At 36.8% G+C, this 14685-nt stretch carries 17 protein-coding genes; 14 read left to right on the forward strand and 3 right to left on the reverse strand.

The window, feature by feature from the left end:
- Nucleotides 1–433: 433 nt before the first annotated feature.
- The gene (locus tag HMJ38_RS08195) at nucleotides 434–964 is read right to left on the reverse strand and encodes a YdeI/OmpD-associated family protein (RefSeq protein WP_194973900.1); all 531 of its coding nucleotides are present in this window, start codon (nucleotides 962–964) and stop codon (nucleotides 434–436) included.
- 229 nt (nucleotides 965–1193) lie between these two features.
- On the opposite strand from HMJ38_RS08195, the gene HMJ38_RS08200 reads away from it, so the two are divergent.
- The gene (locus HMJ38_RS08200) at nucleotides 1194–1388 is read left to right on the forward strand and encodes a hypothetical protein (RefSeq protein ID WP_194973901.1); all 195 of its coding nucleotides are present in this window, start codon (nucleotides 1194–1196) and stop codon (nucleotides 1386–1388) included.
- A gap of 183 nt (nucleotides 1389–1571) precedes the next feature.
- Here the strand turns inward: HMJ38_RS08200 and HMJ38_RS08205 are convergent, their stop codons facing one another.
- Nucleotides 1572–1847: a hypothetical protein gene (locus HMJ38_RS08205; RefSeq protein WP_194973902.1), complete on the reverse strand. Its 276-nt coding sequence runs from the start codon at nucleotides 1845–1847 to the stop codon at nucleotides 1572–1574.
- A 35-nt stretch (nucleotides 1848–1882) separates the two neighbouring features.
- On the reverse strand, nucleotides 1883–2053 hold the full coding sequence (locus HMJ38_RS08210; protein WP_194973903.1) for a hypothetical protein: 171 nt from the start codon (nucleotides 2051–2053) through the stop codon (nucleotides 1883–1885).
- A gap of 328 nt (nucleotides 2054–2381) precedes the next feature.
- Between HMJ38_RS08210 and HMJ38_RS08215 the strand changes: the two genes are divergently transcribed.
- From HMJ38_RS08215 to HMJ38_RS08275, 13 genes are all read left to right on the forward strand, one after another.
- The gene (locus HMJ38_RS08215; protein ID WP_194973904.1) at nucleotides 2382–5861 is read left to right on the forward strand and encodes a chemotaxis protein CheB; all 3480 of its coding nucleotides are present in this window, start codon (nucleotides 2382–2384) and stop codon (nucleotides 5859–5861) included.
- Nucleotides 5858–6310 (forward strand): response regulator, encoded by a 453-nt coding sequence (locus HMJ38_RS08220; RefSeq protein WP_194973905.1) that lies wholly within the window; start codon nucleotides 5858–5860, stop codon nucleotides 6308–6310. The genes HMJ38_RS08215 and HMJ38_RS08220 overlap by 4 nt, the downstream gene beginning before the upstream one ends.
- Before the next feature lie 20 nt (nucleotides 6311–6330).
- Nucleotides 6331–6894: a helix-turn-helix domain-containing protein gene (locus tag HMJ38_RS08225; RefSeq protein ID WP_317174509.1), complete on the forward strand. Its 564-nt coding sequence runs from the start codon at nucleotides 6331–6333 to the stop codon at nucleotides 6892–6894.
- Nucleotides 6895–7241: 347 nt separating this feature from the next.
- On the forward strand, nucleotides 7242–7394 hold the full coding sequence (locus HMJ38_RS08230) for a hypothetical protein (RefSeq protein WP_194973906.1): 153 nt from the start codon (nucleotides 7242–7244) through the stop codon (nucleotides 7392–7394).
- A gap of 149 nt (nucleotides 7395–7543) precedes the next feature.
- Nucleotides 7544–8527 carry a manganese catalase family protein gene (locus tag HMJ38_RS08235; RefSeq protein ID WP_194973907.1) on the forward strand — a complete coding sequence of 328 codons (984 nt, stop codon included), beginning with the start codon at nucleotides 7544–7546 and terminating at the stop codon, nucleotides 8525–8527.
- Nucleotides 8528–8580: 53 nt separating this feature from the next.
- Nucleotides 8581–8745 carry a hypothetical protein gene (locus tag HMJ38_RS08240; RefSeq protein WP_194973908.1) on the forward strand — a complete coding sequence of 55 codons (165 nt, stop codon included), beginning with the start codon at nucleotides 8581–8583 and terminating at the stop codon, nucleotides 8743–8745.
- A gap of 176 nt (nucleotides 8746–8921) precedes the next feature.
- Nucleotides 8922–9551 (forward strand): hypothetical protein, encoded by a 630-nt coding sequence (locus HMJ38_RS08245; protein ID WP_317174510.1) that lies wholly within the window; start codon nucleotides 8922–8924, stop codon nucleotides 9549–9551.
- A 71-nt stretch (nucleotides 9552–9622) separates the two neighbouring features.
- On the forward strand, nucleotides 9623–10237 hold the full coding sequence (locus tag HMJ38_RS08250; RefSeq protein ID WP_194973909.1) for a DUF4142 domain-containing protein: 615 nt from the start codon (nucleotides 9623–9625) through the stop codon (nucleotides 10235–10237).
- Between the two features lie 282 nt (nucleotides 10238–10519).
- Nucleotides 10520–10939, forward strand: a complete 420-nt coding sequence (locus HMJ38_RS08255) for a hypothetical protein (RefSeq protein WP_194973910.1) — start codon at nucleotides 10520–10522, stop codon at nucleotides 10937–10939.
- 40 nt (nucleotides 10940–10979) lie between these two features.
- Entirely contained in the window at nucleotides 10980–11255 is a 276-nt protein-coding gene (locus HMJ38_RS08260) for a hypothetical protein (protein ID WP_194973911.1), read from the forward strand.
- Nucleotides 11256–11282: 27 nt separating this feature from the next.
- Nucleotides 11283–11762: a hypothetical protein gene (locus HMJ38_RS08265; protein WP_194973912.1), complete on the forward strand. Its 480-nt coding sequence runs from the start codon at nucleotides 11283–11285 to the stop codon at nucleotides 11760–11762.
- Nucleotides 11763–12181: 419 nt separating this feature from the next.
- On the forward strand, nucleotides 12182–12643 hold the full coding sequence (locus tag HMJ38_RS08270) for a hypothetical protein (RefSeq protein ID WP_194973913.1): 462 nt from the start codon (nucleotides 12182–12184) through the stop codon (nucleotides 12641–12643).
- Nucleotides 12644–12829: 186 nt separating this feature from the next.
- Nucleotides 12830–14626, forward strand: a complete 1797-nt coding sequence (locus HMJ38_RS08275; RefSeq protein ID WP_194973914.1) for an alpha-amylase family glycosyl hydrolase — start codon at nucleotides 12830–12832, stop codon at nucleotides 14624–14626.
- Nucleotides 14627–14685 lie beyond the last annotated feature (59 nt).

Raw genomic sequence — 14685 nt, forward strand, 5'->3', positions numbered from 1 at the left:
CTTTGCCTTGTCACCTCGACGTCAGGAGAGGTCTGCAGCCCGCCTTGATGTCATTCCCTTTCTGTAAATGCCAAATTTTAATTACTACCAATGACAGATTTTGAAATTGATGGTTTAGGACTACAAATAGCATTCAATTCTATTACAGGACTTTGCCTTGTCACCTCGACGTCAGGAGAGGTCTGCAGCCCACCTTGATGTCACAACCTTTTCTGTAAATACTAATTTTCATAACTACCAATGACAGAATTTGAGATTTATACCCTTGAACTGAAAAATGCATTCAAGACTATAAAGAACTTTGCCTTGTCACCTCGACGTCAGGAGAGGTCTGCTACCCGCCTTGATGTCATTCCCTTTCTGTAAATGCCAAATTTTCTCCACTACCAATGACGTAAACGAAATCTTCCGTCTCCTGTCTTCCGTCTTCCGTCTATTTCCCCCAAACATTCCCCAAATTATTGTAATACTTGATCTTCTCATTGAGCATCTTAAAATCTAACTTGCCTTTTACATCCTTGAGGTGTTCGATGATGGCAAGGGACTTGTTGAGTCTCGAATTGGAATTTTTAACTTTGGTGACAAGGTAGACAAGACTTCGTTGTTTACCCTTGGTAAGTGCATTAAATAGCTCATTTCCCAGATCATCCTGATCCAACAATACCTGTAACTCTTCGGGCATCTCGTGCCCATATTCTGAATGGTCTTTTTCAATTTGAACTATCAGTTTTTCACCTTCGTTGATTTTTAGTTGATCTCTCAAAGATTTGTTGATGAGTACAAACCAATACGCCTTACTTTTCATCAAAGCAGCAGGGTAGGGAGGCAGATCATTCAGTTGGCAGAGAATTCTCTTGTTATCCCCTTCAATAAAAGTAAGGGCAATTTCCTCAGGAACAGGGGTGTGAAACTGCCATAAATTAGTATGAAAATTTTCAAGTGTAGAGGCAAAAGATTTTTTCATTTATGAAAATATTATATTTTTAAGAATATATGCATAAAACATTCCTCTTGTTTCTCAAATACATACTTAAATCTACCGGTTTGGGTCTCTTGGTCGGTTTGATCATGTATGTTATAGCCAAGTTTTCAGGAACGGGGGTAAATTCAACCATGATTGGGGCGGTCACAGCTTCAGTAGTGACTGTTATAAATCCACCCAAATTGTTTTCCTCAAAATCAAAATAAGCATTATGAAAAATCTATCTTTTAGGTCCAGGTTTTTTCTAAATATTCTAATCGGAATACTCGCAGGTCAACTTGTTCATATTTTGCTGCGTCTGTTTGAATTTCCTTTTCGAGATGCAGCAGTGAATATTACAACTTCAGTAGTGATAGTGGTGTTGTTAGGCCGAATGGAAAAAAAGTATGATGAGGCTCAAAAATGAAAATTATTTTTTTTCCAGGAATAGAAATCAGCCCATTCTCAAATAAATACAATACAAACGGGGGCCACAGCCAAAAAGGATGGATGTGATTTAAAGAAAAATTTTTCAAAGCCCGTGCTACATCGGTCATTAAACAAAACCTAAATACGGATAAAAAAGCAGAAAGCCCTAAGTAATCATTAATTAATAAGCTGATTGCCATTTATTCTTAAAGTAATTTTCATCCTCTTCATTGTGCGGGAGAAAATTGATAGAAAAATCTTTTGGATCGGTATGTTTGTTATTACTGTCATGGGAATTCAAGGGGAAAAGTGATCCGAGCATAAACCCAAGCACACCTCCCCAAACCGCACCTACGGAAAGAGAAGTGATGAGAGTAGCTATTGGTGAAAGAGAAGTACCGCTATCAGAAAAAAGCATAATCAACCCAACTATACCACCGGTAATGATTGCTCCCAAAATAATCCCCAATTTTAATCCTTTAATGGATTTTCTTAAAGTAGCATTCCCGGAATTCTGATATTGAACCAGGTCTTCTTCTTCGCTTTTTTTCCTTCCCGGCGATTAATTTTTATTTCATCATATTGATAGCCTTTAGCTAACAATGAGTTGAGGGCCGATTTGAATTCTTCCCTGTTGTTGAAAATTCTTGTCAGTTGTTGCATTTCAAACAGATTAATATTTTGAATAAAGTCAATGAACATTGACACCTTGAATAGGCATCAAGTTATTAATTTTGGTATGAAGGAAAGATCACAAATTATATTGAAAATTATGTTATAGATTTCCGGGTTAGATTTACAACCCTTACATAATTTCATTAGAATTTTGTAAATGGAAAATAAATCCTTACAACATTTACAGAAATATCAAAAGCATTTTTTTTAGTATTCGGAACACAAGTTGATTAATTGTATATTTACAAATAAGGTTTTGATTATTGTTCTTAATTCTTAAAATAGGGCTATTCCTTCCCTGTCTACAAAATTGTATATGGAAAAATCAGGGAATAAAATCAAAGTTAAAGATTCAAGTTCAGTCATTGGTTTTCCAATAGTTGCTATTGGTGCCTCGGCGGGTGGACTTGAAGCTATCACAGAATTGTTGAAACACTTGTCCCCAAAAACGGGCATGGCTTTCATATATGTACAGCACCTCAAACCTGACCATAAAAGCATGCTTACACCGCTTTTGGCTAAAACCACGTCTATGGTGGTAAAAGAAGTTGAGGACAAAATGCTGATAAAGCCTGATTGTGTTTACATCATCCCTCCTGACAAAGAAATTTCCGCTGAGAATGGTCACATCATAGTCAGACCAAGACCCGATGTTCCCAAATTTAACCTTCCGATTGATATTCTTTTTTCATCGCTTGCCAAGATCCATACTGAAAATGTCATAGGGATTATTTTAAGTGGAAGTGCTACAGATGGCACCAAAGGGTTGAAGGAGATTAAGCAAAACGGTGGACTTACTTTTGCCCAGGATGGTTCTGCCAAATTTGACAGCATGCCCAAATCGGCGATTTCAGCAGGTATTGTGGATTTTATATTACCTCCAAAAGAGATTGCCTTGGAGCTGAATAAATTAAGTAAACATCCGATGATCATTAATTCAGACCGGAAGAACAGAGAGGAAGATCTAATTGATGATGACAATGATGACCTGAGGGCGATTCTTACCTCTCTTCTCCAATTAACCGGAGTCGATTTCACGGTTTATAAGATGAGGACCATCAAAAGAAGGATTTTGAGAAGGATGCTCCTCAATAAGGTAAAGGACCTCAAAGTATATTTAAATCTGGTGGAGGAAAAAAAGGAAGAACTCGATATACTTTATCAGGACTTATTGATCAATGTGACGAGTTTTTTCAGAGATTCTGATACCTATAAATATTTGAAGGAGAATTTGATTCCGAAGCTCCTGAAAGCCAAAAACGATGGCGAACCTCTCCGAATCTGGGTACCTGCATGTTCCTCAGGTGAGGAAGCTTTTTCCATCGCCATGATGATCTTGGAAGTTCAGGAAAAAATGGACAAACCCACTCCTATCAAGATGTTTGCCACAGATCTGAGTGAAAAAGCGATCAATAAAGCCAGGATTGGCATATATACCAAAAGTGAATTGGAATCTGTCTATCCCAGGCGATTGCAGCGTTTCTTTTCGAAGAGTGACGGCAATTACAAGATTTCCAAATCAATCCGGGATATCTGTGTTTTTGCTACCCACAATGTTCTTAAAGATCCTCCATTTTCAAAGATAGATTTTATCAGTTGCAGAAATCTGTTTATTTATTTTGACATACAGGCCCAGAAAAGGGTACTTGCTACTTTTCATTATGCACTGAATGAAAACGGGTATTTGATGCTCGGAAAAGCCGAAACTATCAGTTCTTCTGCCCACTTGTTCACCCAGCTTAACAAGAAGTATAAAATTTATTTGAAAAAAAGCAATACGGATAACGTCCTGTTTACATTGCCCAACAAAAGAATGCCAGAAAAAGAGAATCACCCCACAAACCAATCAGACCATCACAAAACACGGAACGTTGTTTCTGAAGATAATGCCAAACAGAGTAGTATGGGACTGGCTGAGGCCATAGATGCCATTATTGTTTCGGGCTTTTTGCCACCGGCGGTGGTGATCAATCAGCAGCACGAAATCAAACAGTTCAGGGGCAATACAGACATGTATTTTAGCCATGCGTCGGGAAAGGCCTCACTGAATATATTTAAACTGGTGCGGAAAGAAATTTCCTTTCATTTAAGAAATCTTATTTCAAAATCCTTCAAAACCAATCAGCGTATCCGAAAGGGAGGTATTGAGATAAAAATCAACAATACGCCATTTATCATTAGTATTGAGGTAGCCCCTATCCAACTTGATTCTGAGGAACAGCTGATGTTGGTGGTTTTTTCACATCATGAACAGATTTTGAGTCTGAGGGAGTTCAAAGGAAATGAAGAAGGAAAGAATGCACAACTCAAGCTTCAGGAAGAAAGAATTAATCAGCTTGAGGAAGAGTTGGCTGCTTCTCATCAGGATGCTGTCGAACTTGCGCATGAACAGGAGGGCTTTATTGAAGAACTACAAAGCGCGAATGAGGAAGTGGTCTCCAGTAATGAAGAACTGCAGACAGTCAATGAGGAACTGGAAACTTCTAAAGAAGAGCTCGAATCTTCCAATGAAGAACTGATTACGACCAATCAGGAACTACAGACACGAAACGACCTCCTGAGCGAATCCTATGATTATTCCAGAGCCATTATTTCAACCCTGCACGAACCATTGATTGTGTTGGATAAAGACTTTAGGATAAAAACATCCAATGATTCATTTTTTAGAACCTTTGGAATAAAAAAAGAAGATATGGAAGGGAATATTCTGTTTGACCTCGAAGAAGGTGAATGGAATATTCCAAGCTTGAGAGAATTGCTTGAGCATATTATTCCCAAAAACTCATCCTTTACTAATTTTAAAGTGACTCATGACTTTCCAAGGATTGGGGAGAAGGTCTTTTTGCTCAACGCCAACCGCATCATCCAAAAAAGTCACGGGGAGCAATTGATCTTACTTTCCTTTAATGATATTACCGAGACTGTAAGGCTCCAAAAAAAGGAGATGGAAGTTTTTACAAAGGATATTGAGGAATCTAAAATAAATAACCAAGAACTGGAAAAAGCGGTAAAGATAAGAACCAAACAATTGGACCATTCCAACAGAACTTTGGAAGAAAGAAACAATGAACTTGGAAAACTGAACAAAGAACTTGAGTCCTTTGCTTATGTCTCAAGTCATGATTTGCAGGAACCTTTGAGGAAAATCCAAACTTTTGCAGAAAGGATAATGGAAAAAGAATTGCCTAATTTATCACCAAGTGGAAAAGTCTATTTTAAGCACATGCAGCAGTCGGCCAACAGGATGCAATTGCTGATAGAGGAATTATTGACTTTTTCGAGTCTCAATTCTGCTGAAAGGAAATTTGAAACCCTTCATTTCGAAGACATTGTCAAAGATGTGGAAAGGGAATTAAAAGATGAATTAGAGAATAAAAATGCTTATATTGAACTACATGAAACCTGTGAAATCAGTGTTATTCCATTTCAGTTCAGGCAATTGATCCAAAACCTGACCCGAAATTCATTGAAATTTTCCAAACCCGATACCCCTGTTAAAATAAAAATCTCCTCCCAAATTGTAAAAAGGGAAGATTTCAAAACGACAGAAAATCTAAGCCATACACATTATTGCCATATCACCTTTACAGATAATGGAATAGGATTTGATCAGCAGTACAGTGAAAGGATATTTGAGGTTTTCGAAAAACTCCATAGCAAAGATGAATACCCGGGAACGGGGATTGGGCTTGCTATCGTAAAAAAAGTGGTTGAGAATCACCATGGACTAATAAATGCAACAAGTGAATTAACTAAAGGAACTAAATTTGATATTTATCTCCCAGCAAAAATATGAGTGATACATCCCTAAAAATACTACTCGCAGATGATGATGAAGCAGATAGACTGCTTTTTAAAGATGCATTTACAGAACTAAAATCAGGAATTACCATTGCAACCGTAAATGATGGTATTGAATTGATGGATCTTCTGTATCAAACTGAAACTGAGGACTTGCCCCAGATTTTGTTTTTGGATATCAATATGCCACAAAAAACCGGCATAGATTGCCTGAAAGAAATCAGGGCTGACCATAGATTCAAAGATCTGACAATCGCCATTTATTCTACCTCTTCAAACGAGAAAGACATGGAACAGACCTTTATCTATGGCGCCAATGTGTACATTCACAAGCCCAATAGTTTCGAAAAATTGAAAAAGGTACTGGAAAAATCAATTATGAATTTCAAAGTATATCAAGAACCGCCATTCAATAAAGAAAATTTTCTCTTAAACGCCGAGTAATTGGTATAATCAATATAAAATTGGAAAATCAGAAATTACATATCAAATACATGGTAAGCCTCCGATGCATCATGGTGGTGAAGGAAGAGCTGTTTAAATTAGGTATCAAGTATGTTAATGTTAATTTGGGAGAAGTTGAATTGTTGGAGAAAATCTCCAAAAATCAAATGGATGACCTCAGAATTAATTTGAAAAACATCGGACTTGAACTCCTGGAAGACAAGAGGAATATACTGATCAATAAAATCAAAAATGAAATTATCAATTTGATTCATCATTCTGATAGTATCCTCAAAGTCAATTTTTCAGAGCATCTCAGCCAACAGCTGGGATACGATTATACTTATTTGTCCAATTTGTTCTCCGATGTCATGGGAATAACTATACAACAGTTTATAATTTTTAATAAAATTGAGAAAGTAAAAGAACTCTTGCTTTACAATGAGCTTAATCTGACAGAAATCTCCTATAAGTTGGATTACAGCAGTGTTTCCCATCTTTCCAATCAATTCAAGAAAATAACAGGCCTGACACCCTCTTATTTTAAGCAAATGAAAGAATTTAGACGGGCTCAACTACAATGATATTTTGTAATTCCTAACTGTAAATCCGATATTGAAACTAGAGTTTAATCCAGCAGATTTTTTTCTTAGATTGGGATTTTAATTTTTTCTTGGTGATTGGGCGGATTACCCAAATGGATAGAAGAAGCCCAAAAAGCTAGCCGTTAAATTATGGTGAAAACACAGCAATTTGAGAAATAAACGACTTTTAATCTGATTTTTTTAAAAAATTATACTCCGTTAAATTGGATTTAATGGAATTTTTAAACTGTTAATTTCATAATATATTCAAAATAAGATGTAATTATTCTGATGTAATTATCCTGAAATTTGTATTGTGTAAATTTTCAATTACATAAAACAGAATCATGAAGAAAGCGCAGAAGAAAAAGTCAATTCCTGATAAAGGTGTTTTGTCAAAATTAAATGACAATTCGGATCAAAGCAAAAAGGTAGCCCCCGCTGACAAGAAAAATGGGATTCTATCGGAACTGAATGATGATCCCGATCAAAAAGAATGAAATTTCTTTACTCTTCACAATGGAAGTTAATGTCCTGATTTTCAAAGCGAAATTTTTTAGATAAAGGAATCCAAAATGTTCAAGATCCGAATCTCCATATACCTGAATTAAATAACCACATACGATCATTTTAACTAAACCACAGAGATATGTTCCATCATGTAAAAGAATTACAATTCAATGCCAGGGTCTCAAAGCCAGATGTACGTTTCGCGAAATTATTGCTAGAACAATTTGGAGGGCCAAATGGAGAGCTTAAAGCTGCCATGCAATATTTTGTACAGGCCTTTGGCTGTAGAAAAGCCTTTCCTGACAAATATGATATGTTAATGGACATTGCGACGGAAGAATTCAGCCACCTTGAAATTGTTGGGGCGACCATTCAGATGTTGCTTACCGGAGTGACAGGCGAGTTGAAAAATGCAGCAGATGAGTCAGACCTGACAAAAATGTTGGATGGTAATGCGGCCAAGGAAAATTACATCCACGATGCCATGGTCAACCCACAATTCTTCATCGTCAGTGGTGGAACACCCACCCTGACTGATAGTGTAGGCAATCCTTGGAGTGCGAGCTATATCATGGGTATGGGTGATTTGACAGCTGATTTACGATTAAATTTAGGTGCTGAGACAAGTGCAAAAATGGTCTATGAAAACCTGATGAAATTTACAGACGATGTGTATGTCAAAGAAACGCTGCGTTTTTTAATGACCAGAGAAGTAGCCCATTATCAGATGTTCCAGGCGGCTTTAGATACAATTCAACCCAACTTTCCTCCGGGGATTTTGGAAAGTGATCCCAAATTCAGCAACAAGTATTTCAATATGTCAAAAGGCGAAGATTACAAGGGTCCTTGGAACGAGGGAAAAAGCCCATTGATGGGAGAAGAATGGCAGACGGTGGAAAATCCGGTTCAGCATGTCAGGGATACCGATGGCCTGTTGGAGGAAGAGTCCAAGGGAACAGACCGAACTGAAAAATCAGTCCAATCTGCCAATAAAAAATTGAGTGCCGAAAGGAAAGAAAAAATAGATAAAGCAAATGCTCCAAAAAACGGAGTGATGAGTTGGTCGGAATATGAGGACAATCAAAAATCAAGAGACGAGAATAAATCTCTCATTTCAAAATAAAACAGCCTTGAAGTAATTACTTAATATTTAATCTAAAACAATAACCAGCTAAAATGGAAAGTAAGAAAACCACATCTCCAAGTTCAACCAAAAAAAGTTCGGACATAAATGGATCTGAAAAATCAAATTCGGGTACAAAAGCATCCATGAAATCGTCGCAACTATTGAAATTATCTGATGTGGCCATGGAGGCAATCATTGTTGGGGCAGCGGTCTAATTAATAAAAAGATGAATAACATATTCAAAGGTCTGATAGCAGGCTATGGTGCAAAAAAATTAGGAGGAGGGTGCTTGGGTACAGTAGTAGTCTTTGTAATCATATTCTTTCTTTTGGGCCAATGTAGCTGATCCGTAAAAATTTAACACATTCAAAAAAATATAAATAACTTAAAAATGGAAAATCAACGCAATGAAAATGATCTTCTTCAGGATAGGACTTCTCAAAGAAATGAAGGCCATAATGAATGGTCCTCAAAACAAAATGAAGATCTAAATGAGAGGACTTCTGAAAAGAGAGTCCTGACAGGTATGTTCCGTGACCGTGAAAGCGCAGAAAATGCATATAATTCCCTTCACGAAAGAGGGTATTCAAAAGACGAGATTAACCTGATCATGTCTAAAGAAACCCGTGAAAAAGATTATGACGAAAAAGGAACAGAAAAAACTGAGATAGGAACCAAGGCTGCTGAACATGCAGGCAAAGGTTCTGCTATCGGGGGTACAGTAGGTGCTATAGTAGGTGTGATTGCCGCTATCGGTACAAGTGTGGCGATTCCTGGATTGGGAATACTAATTGCCGGACCTTTAGCTGCAGGATTGGTTGGAGCCGGTGCAGGTGGAGTTACAGGCGGTCTTATCGGTGCCTTGGTTGGCTCCGGTATACCAGAAGCAAGAGCCGAACTATATGAATCAGGTATCAAAGAAGGCAATGTAGTCATTACGGTAACCCCTAAAAATGAAGAAGACGCCAGATACCTGGAAGAAAACTGGAAAACAAACCAAGGTGAAGAAGTTCACTGGTAAGATCCAAATATATGCAAGGGATATTTAAAAACCCCTTGTGTATTTTATGTAAAACTAAACCAATTAATACTATGAAAAATCTAATTAATTTTAAATCTATCCCAATCCATTCTTTAGGTTTGGCAGGGCTACTTTTATTTGCCACATCTTGCTCAGAAAATAAAACTGTTGATTCAAGAGAGGCCGCTGAAAAAGAGAACATTGCCAGACTGGCTACTGATGATAGAACTGCTGTGGTTATCGATAATGATAGTGATGCGCAGTTTTTGATGGATGCTGCTGAAATGCAACATAAGGAAATCAGATTAGGGCAATTAGCACAACAAAAAGGAAATGCTGCTCATGTAAAAGAATTGGGCAAGATGATGGAAGACGACCATAGCAAGGCCTTTTCCGAACTTCAGACATTGGCACAATCTAAGTCAATCGCAATCCCTACTTCAGCAACAGAAGATTCAATGGATACATACGGTGACCTTAATGATAAAACCGGTAATGATTTTGACAAATCGTACAGTGATTTGATGGTCGAACATCATGAGGATGCCATTGAATTATATGAAAACGCAGTGTCTGATTCAGAAGATGCAAATATCAGAGCTTGGGCTTCTGAAAAACTTCCAGGTTTAAGAACTCATCTTAGACATGCTGAAGAGAGCAGAGACAAATCTGATAATAGGGATTAATTTTTTGATTGAAAGCATTTTTGATAGTACAGTAATTTATGACGGAGTTGTAAATCTGCAACGATTGTTTCCATGTCAGAAATGAAAAAAAAAAGAGTAGATAATCTTTTGGTGTGCAGCGGACAATGTTTGCTGCACATTTTTTTATATCACTGATTCTTTGAAAATCAGGATAAATAGTATTATCTATAAAATAATATTTAATAAGTTAAATATATAAATAATAGAATATTTAATATAATTAAATAAAATATTTATAATATATATTTGTATAAAAATAATATGAAAAAAAGTATAATAGTACTCTTGGCCATTTCGGCCTTTTATTTCCAGGGATGTGATGATTTTCCTGATGGCCCTGCTGTAAGTCTCTTATCAAAGACAGAAAGAGTGGCAAATGACTGGGTAGTTAGTGAAGCATTGAATGAGGGAACAAATGTTTCCGATAATTATGAAAACTATGAATTGAACCTGACAGAAGGTGGCTTAGCAAGCCTTACTGCTAAATATAGTTTGCTTGGAATCTCTTATGATTACACAACAGCGGGAACATGGGAATTTGTTAGCAATGAAGAAAAGATTTCCTTCGATTTTGATAATAACCTTGCGGATGGGGTTTACGAAATATTAAGATTAAAAGATGATGAAATGTGGTTGAAAGAAGATGCAGGAACACTAGAATTACATTTCGTACCAAGGTAAATCAAGGTATTATCTTTCAATAATCCAAATAATAGAAATTATGAAAAATAAAATGAAAACAGCGAAGTCAAATAAAAAAGGCAAAGTTTTAAAAACCATAATGATGGTGATTGGGGCAGGCGCATTAGCGGTTTATTTTTCCAAAGAAAGAAACAGATCCAAAAGCCAGGAAAAAGCATTGGAACTGGGAAATTACCTTCTGGGAAAAATGAATGATGAAAAGAGAATCTTGAGTAGCAAAGCCAAAGATTTGATAAAAAGAACAAAAGCCTCTGGCAAAGAAATCGATAATATACTCTCGGAGTATAATAACTAAAAAATAAAAATTTAAAAGATAAAAAAAATGAAAAAGTTAACAACAGAAATATCGAAAATAGCAGTTGTAAGCGGCCTAATAGTATTTGGCTTATTCGGCTGCGCACATCCTAATGCCAAGGATATTGATAGCAATGAGAATGATAGAACAGAGGTTGGTAATGAAACTACACATGATATGAACTCAAATTCTGAGTCTACCATGTCAAGCACCGGTTTACAGCAGGATTATGATACCTACGCTTCGGAAATTGATGAAAGGTTTAATCGAAATACTGAGACATTGAATGAAATGACAAAAAACTTGGAATCTGGAGTTAATGCAGGTCAAACTGAAATTAATCAAGAGCTTTATGAGTTGAACAAGAGAAATCTTGAAATTCAAACCAAAGTGAAAAATCAGAAAAACCAAGGTTCAGAATCATGGGATGATTTTAAAGAGTCAGTCAACAATGAGATGAATGAACTTGAAAAGTCTATCAAAACTTTAGGTGAAAAAGATTCCTAATAAGTTTTAGGAAAATCAAAAGCCGATTGAACCTTACAAAGGTCTGATCGGCTTTTTTTTGGTATTTGGTTTGCTTTATTTTGTCGACAAGGTCAAGTAACATACCTAATATTTTTGTCGGAATTGAATCATCAAATAACCTTCCGTATCGCGATACGTTCTGTAGACACATTCATTCTCATTTGCGCTGATCAAAATACTGCATCGCTAATTTATGATGAGTTATTTATATAATTTAAAATATAATATTTATAATTAAATATATTAAAAAATTAATAAATTTGTATAAATTTAATATTTAAAAAGTGCTTTATGCCTTAATCTCAATCTCCTATTTATTTACAAGGCTGTGAGATATTCCCCAATTGTTTTGTGGTGAGATAGATAGCTTACTTTTAGGATAAAGAAAAAAAATAAAAATGAAAAACATAAAAACGAAAATTTCGAAAATAACAATAATGAGTGGCCTCGTGGTATTTGGCCTGTTTGGTTGCGCACATCCCAATGCCAGAGAGATTAATAATCCAGAAAGGATTACCAAAACAGATAGTTTGGCCCTAGCGAAAATAAATCCTCTTTCAGAAATGGAAAGATCAGACGACTTGTTGGATTATATTGATCACAATGCACAAATTGATGCAAGATATATTCAGAATGTCGAAGCGCTGAATGATATGGCAAGTAATACCAAATCTGATGTCAATGCTGTACAAATGAAATATGATCAGGGCCTTTATGAATTAAAAAAGACAAATCTGAAAATTAAATCCAAGGTAAATAATCATGTTATTCAAGGAAAAAATTCCTGGGATGATTTTAAGACATCTACTAATAATGAGATGAATAGTCTTGAAAACTCCATCAAAGTTTTTGCTGAATAATATTCTCAATATAATTGGAGAAATATTAATGCCGATTGGACCTTAAATGTGGCAGATCGGCTTTTTTGTTTGGGGGTATTTAGCTGATTTTCTGTTATCTTTGATAAGGTCGCTATATGCTGATCCCGGATAAAAATATAGCACAGCGTGGCCGGTGGTTTTACTCCTTAATAAAAGAAGCAAGGTATGGAAAGTCAAAAATTAGAGGGAATGGGTTCAATTTTGGGCGAAAATGGCGTTACTTTTAGGGTCTGGGCACCACATGCTGATCAGGTTTTTGTAATGGGTGAATTCAGTGAGTGGAGAGAGGAACAGTTTCCTCTGGATCATGAAGGAGACGGTTATTGGGCAGTCCATGTCAATGAGGCCAATGCTGGCGATGAGTATAAATTCATTATTATCAACGGAGATCAAAGGTTGCATAAAAATGATCCCTATGCCCTCAAACTCACCCATAGTAATGGGAATTCTGTGATTTATAATCCATTTGATGATTGGAAGAACCATGAGTTCAGAATAGCCCCATTCAATGAATTGGTAATCTATGAACTGCATATTGGTACTTTCAACAGAGAGGGTCTAAATGACGGGGAAGTAGGGACTTTTTATTCTGCAGTTGAAAAACTGGATTATTTACAGGAATTGGGCATCAATGCTATTGAATTGATGCCAATCAGTGAGTTTTCCGGAGATAGCTCTTGGGGATATAATCCATCTCATCCATTTGCTGTGGAGACGGCCTATGGAGGACCTGAGGGATTGAAACATTTCATTTATGAGGCACATATCAGGGGAATAGCAGTCATCTTGGACGTGGTGTACAATCATTTTGGTCCCTCAGACATGGATCTTTGGCAGTTTGATGGATGGAGCGAGAATGGTTATGGAGGTATTTACTTTTATAATGACGAAAGGGCTAAAACACCATGGGGAGAAAACCGTCCTGATTTTGGAAGAAAAGAAGTCAGAAATTATATCAGAGACAATGCCATGATGTGGTTACATACGCATCAATGTGACGGGTTGAGGTTAGATGCCACTGCAATGATTCGGTTTCTGGGCTACATAGATCCAACAGATCGGACAATATTGGAGGATGGCTTTTCTTTCCTGCAGGACCTGATTGCTGAAATCAGGGCTGAGTTTCCTCATAAAATTCTGATCGCAGAAGACTTGAAAGAAGATGCCGCCGTTACAGCACCTATATCAAAGAACGGGCTCGGTTTTCATGCCCAATGGGGGGTAGGGTTTGCGGATTATGTCAAGAGGGTCTTGTTGGAGGTGGAAGACCGGCACCGAAATCTTCAAATGATAGTGGAATCCTTGTTTTTTTCTTTTAACAATGACGTTTTTCAAAGAATCATATTCACAGAGTCTCATGATGAAGTAGCCAATGGTTCTTCCAGACTTCCTGAGGAAATTGATCCCGGAAATGCTGATGGCGAATATGCCAAGAAAAAATCCACACTAGGTGCCATTACCCTATTTACCTCTGCTGGAATCCCAATGATTTTTCAAGGTCAGGAATTTATGACCCATGGTTATTTTTCAGATTCCGAGGAATTGAATTGGGAAAAACAAAAGGAAAATCAGGGGATTTCACAAATGTACAGGGATTTGATCTGGATGCGTTCGGGAAGAGATAAAGATTTGGTGGGTTTGACAGGTCATAAAATTGAAACCTTGCATTTCCATCAAGATAAACTAGTATTGGCATTCAGTAGAACTCATTTGGATTTTCAGGATCGACCTGTCATTGTCATTCTAAACTTCTCAAGCAACGAGTACTTTGGGTATCGAATCGGTATTCCCTTTGAATCTGAACTTGACGTGAAGTTCAATAGTGGATGGAAAGGATACGATGAAGATTTTTCTGATACAACCCTTTCAGGTGTTCAGATCGAAGGGGCATTTGAAGGTCAAGCGCATTCTATAAAAGTGGATCTGCCATCTTTTGGTGGAGTGATTTTAGTGAGGAAGTAGCTTCAGAACTACCAATGACAGATTTTGAAATTGATGGTTTAGGACTTCAAATAGCATTC

The sequence above is a fragment of the Aquiflexum lacus genome (genome assembly GCF_015476655.1).
GTDB classification, from domain to species: domain Bacteria; phylum Bacteroidota; class Bacteroidia; order Cytophagales; family Cyclobacteriaceae; genus Aquiflexum; species Aquiflexum lacus.

Excerpts from the sequence above, each read along its gene's own strand:
- HMJ38_RS08195 (WP_194973900.1), bottom strand. The coding sequence starts at position 964 with ATGAAAAAATCTTTTGCCTCTACACTTGAAAATTTTCATACTAATTTA.
- HMJ38_RS08200 (WP_194973901.1), top strand. The coding sequence starts at position 1,194 with ATGAAAAATCTATCTTTTAGGTCCAGGTTTTTTCTAAATATTCTAATC.
- HMJ38_RS08210 (WP_194973903.1), bottom strand. The coding sequence starts at position 2,053 with ATGCAACAACTGACAAGAATTTTCAACAACAGGGAAGAATTCAAATCG.
- HMJ38_RS08215 (WP_194973904.1), top strand. The coding sequence starts at position 2,382 with ATGGAAAAATCAGGGAATAAAATCAAAGTTAAAGATTCAAGTTCAGTC.
- HMJ38_RS08220 (WP_194973905.1), top strand. The coding sequence starts at position 5,858 with ATGAGTGATACATCCCTAAAAATACTACTCGCAGATGATGATGAAGCA.
- HMJ38_RS08230 (WP_194973906.1), top strand. The coding sequence starts at position 7,242 with ATGAAGAAAGCGCAGAAGAAAAAGTCAATTCCTGATAAAGGTGTTTTG.
- HMJ38_RS08235 (WP_194973907.1), top strand. The coding sequence starts at position 7,544 with ATGTTCCATCATGTAAAAGAATTACAATTCAATGCCAGGGTCTCAAAG.
- HMJ38_RS08240 (WP_194973908.1), top strand. The coding sequence starts at position 8,581 with ATGGAAAGTAAGAAAACCACATCTCCAAGTTCAACCAAAAAAAGTTCG.
- HMJ38_RS08245 (WP_317174510.1), top strand. The coding sequence starts at position 8,922 with ATGGAAAATCAACGCAATGAAAATGATCTTCTTCAGGATAGGACTTCT.
- HMJ38_RS08250 (WP_194973909.1), top strand. The coding sequence starts at position 9,623 with ATGAAAAATCTAATTAATTTTAAATCTATCCCAATCCATTCTTTAGGT.
- HMJ38_RS08255 (WP_194973910.1), top strand. The coding sequence starts at position 10,520 with ATGAAAAAAAGTATAATAGTACTCTTGGCCATTTCGGCCTTTTATTTC.
- HMJ38_RS08260 (WP_194973911.1), top strand. The coding sequence starts at position 10,980 with ATGAAAAATAAAATGAAAACAGCGAAGTCAAATAAAAAAGGCAAAGTT.
- HMJ38_RS08265 (WP_194973912.1), top strand. The coding sequence starts at position 11,283 with ATGAAAAAGTTAACAACAGAAATATCGAAAATAGCAGTTGTAAGCGGC.
- HMJ38_RS08270 (WP_194973913.1), top strand. The coding sequence starts at position 12,182 with ATGAAAAACATAAAAACGAAAATTTCGAAAATAACAATAATGAGTGGC.
- HMJ38_RS08275 (WP_194973914.1), top strand. The coding sequence starts at position 12,830 with ATGGAAAGTCAAAAATTAGAGGGAATGGGTTCAATTTTGGGCGAAAAT.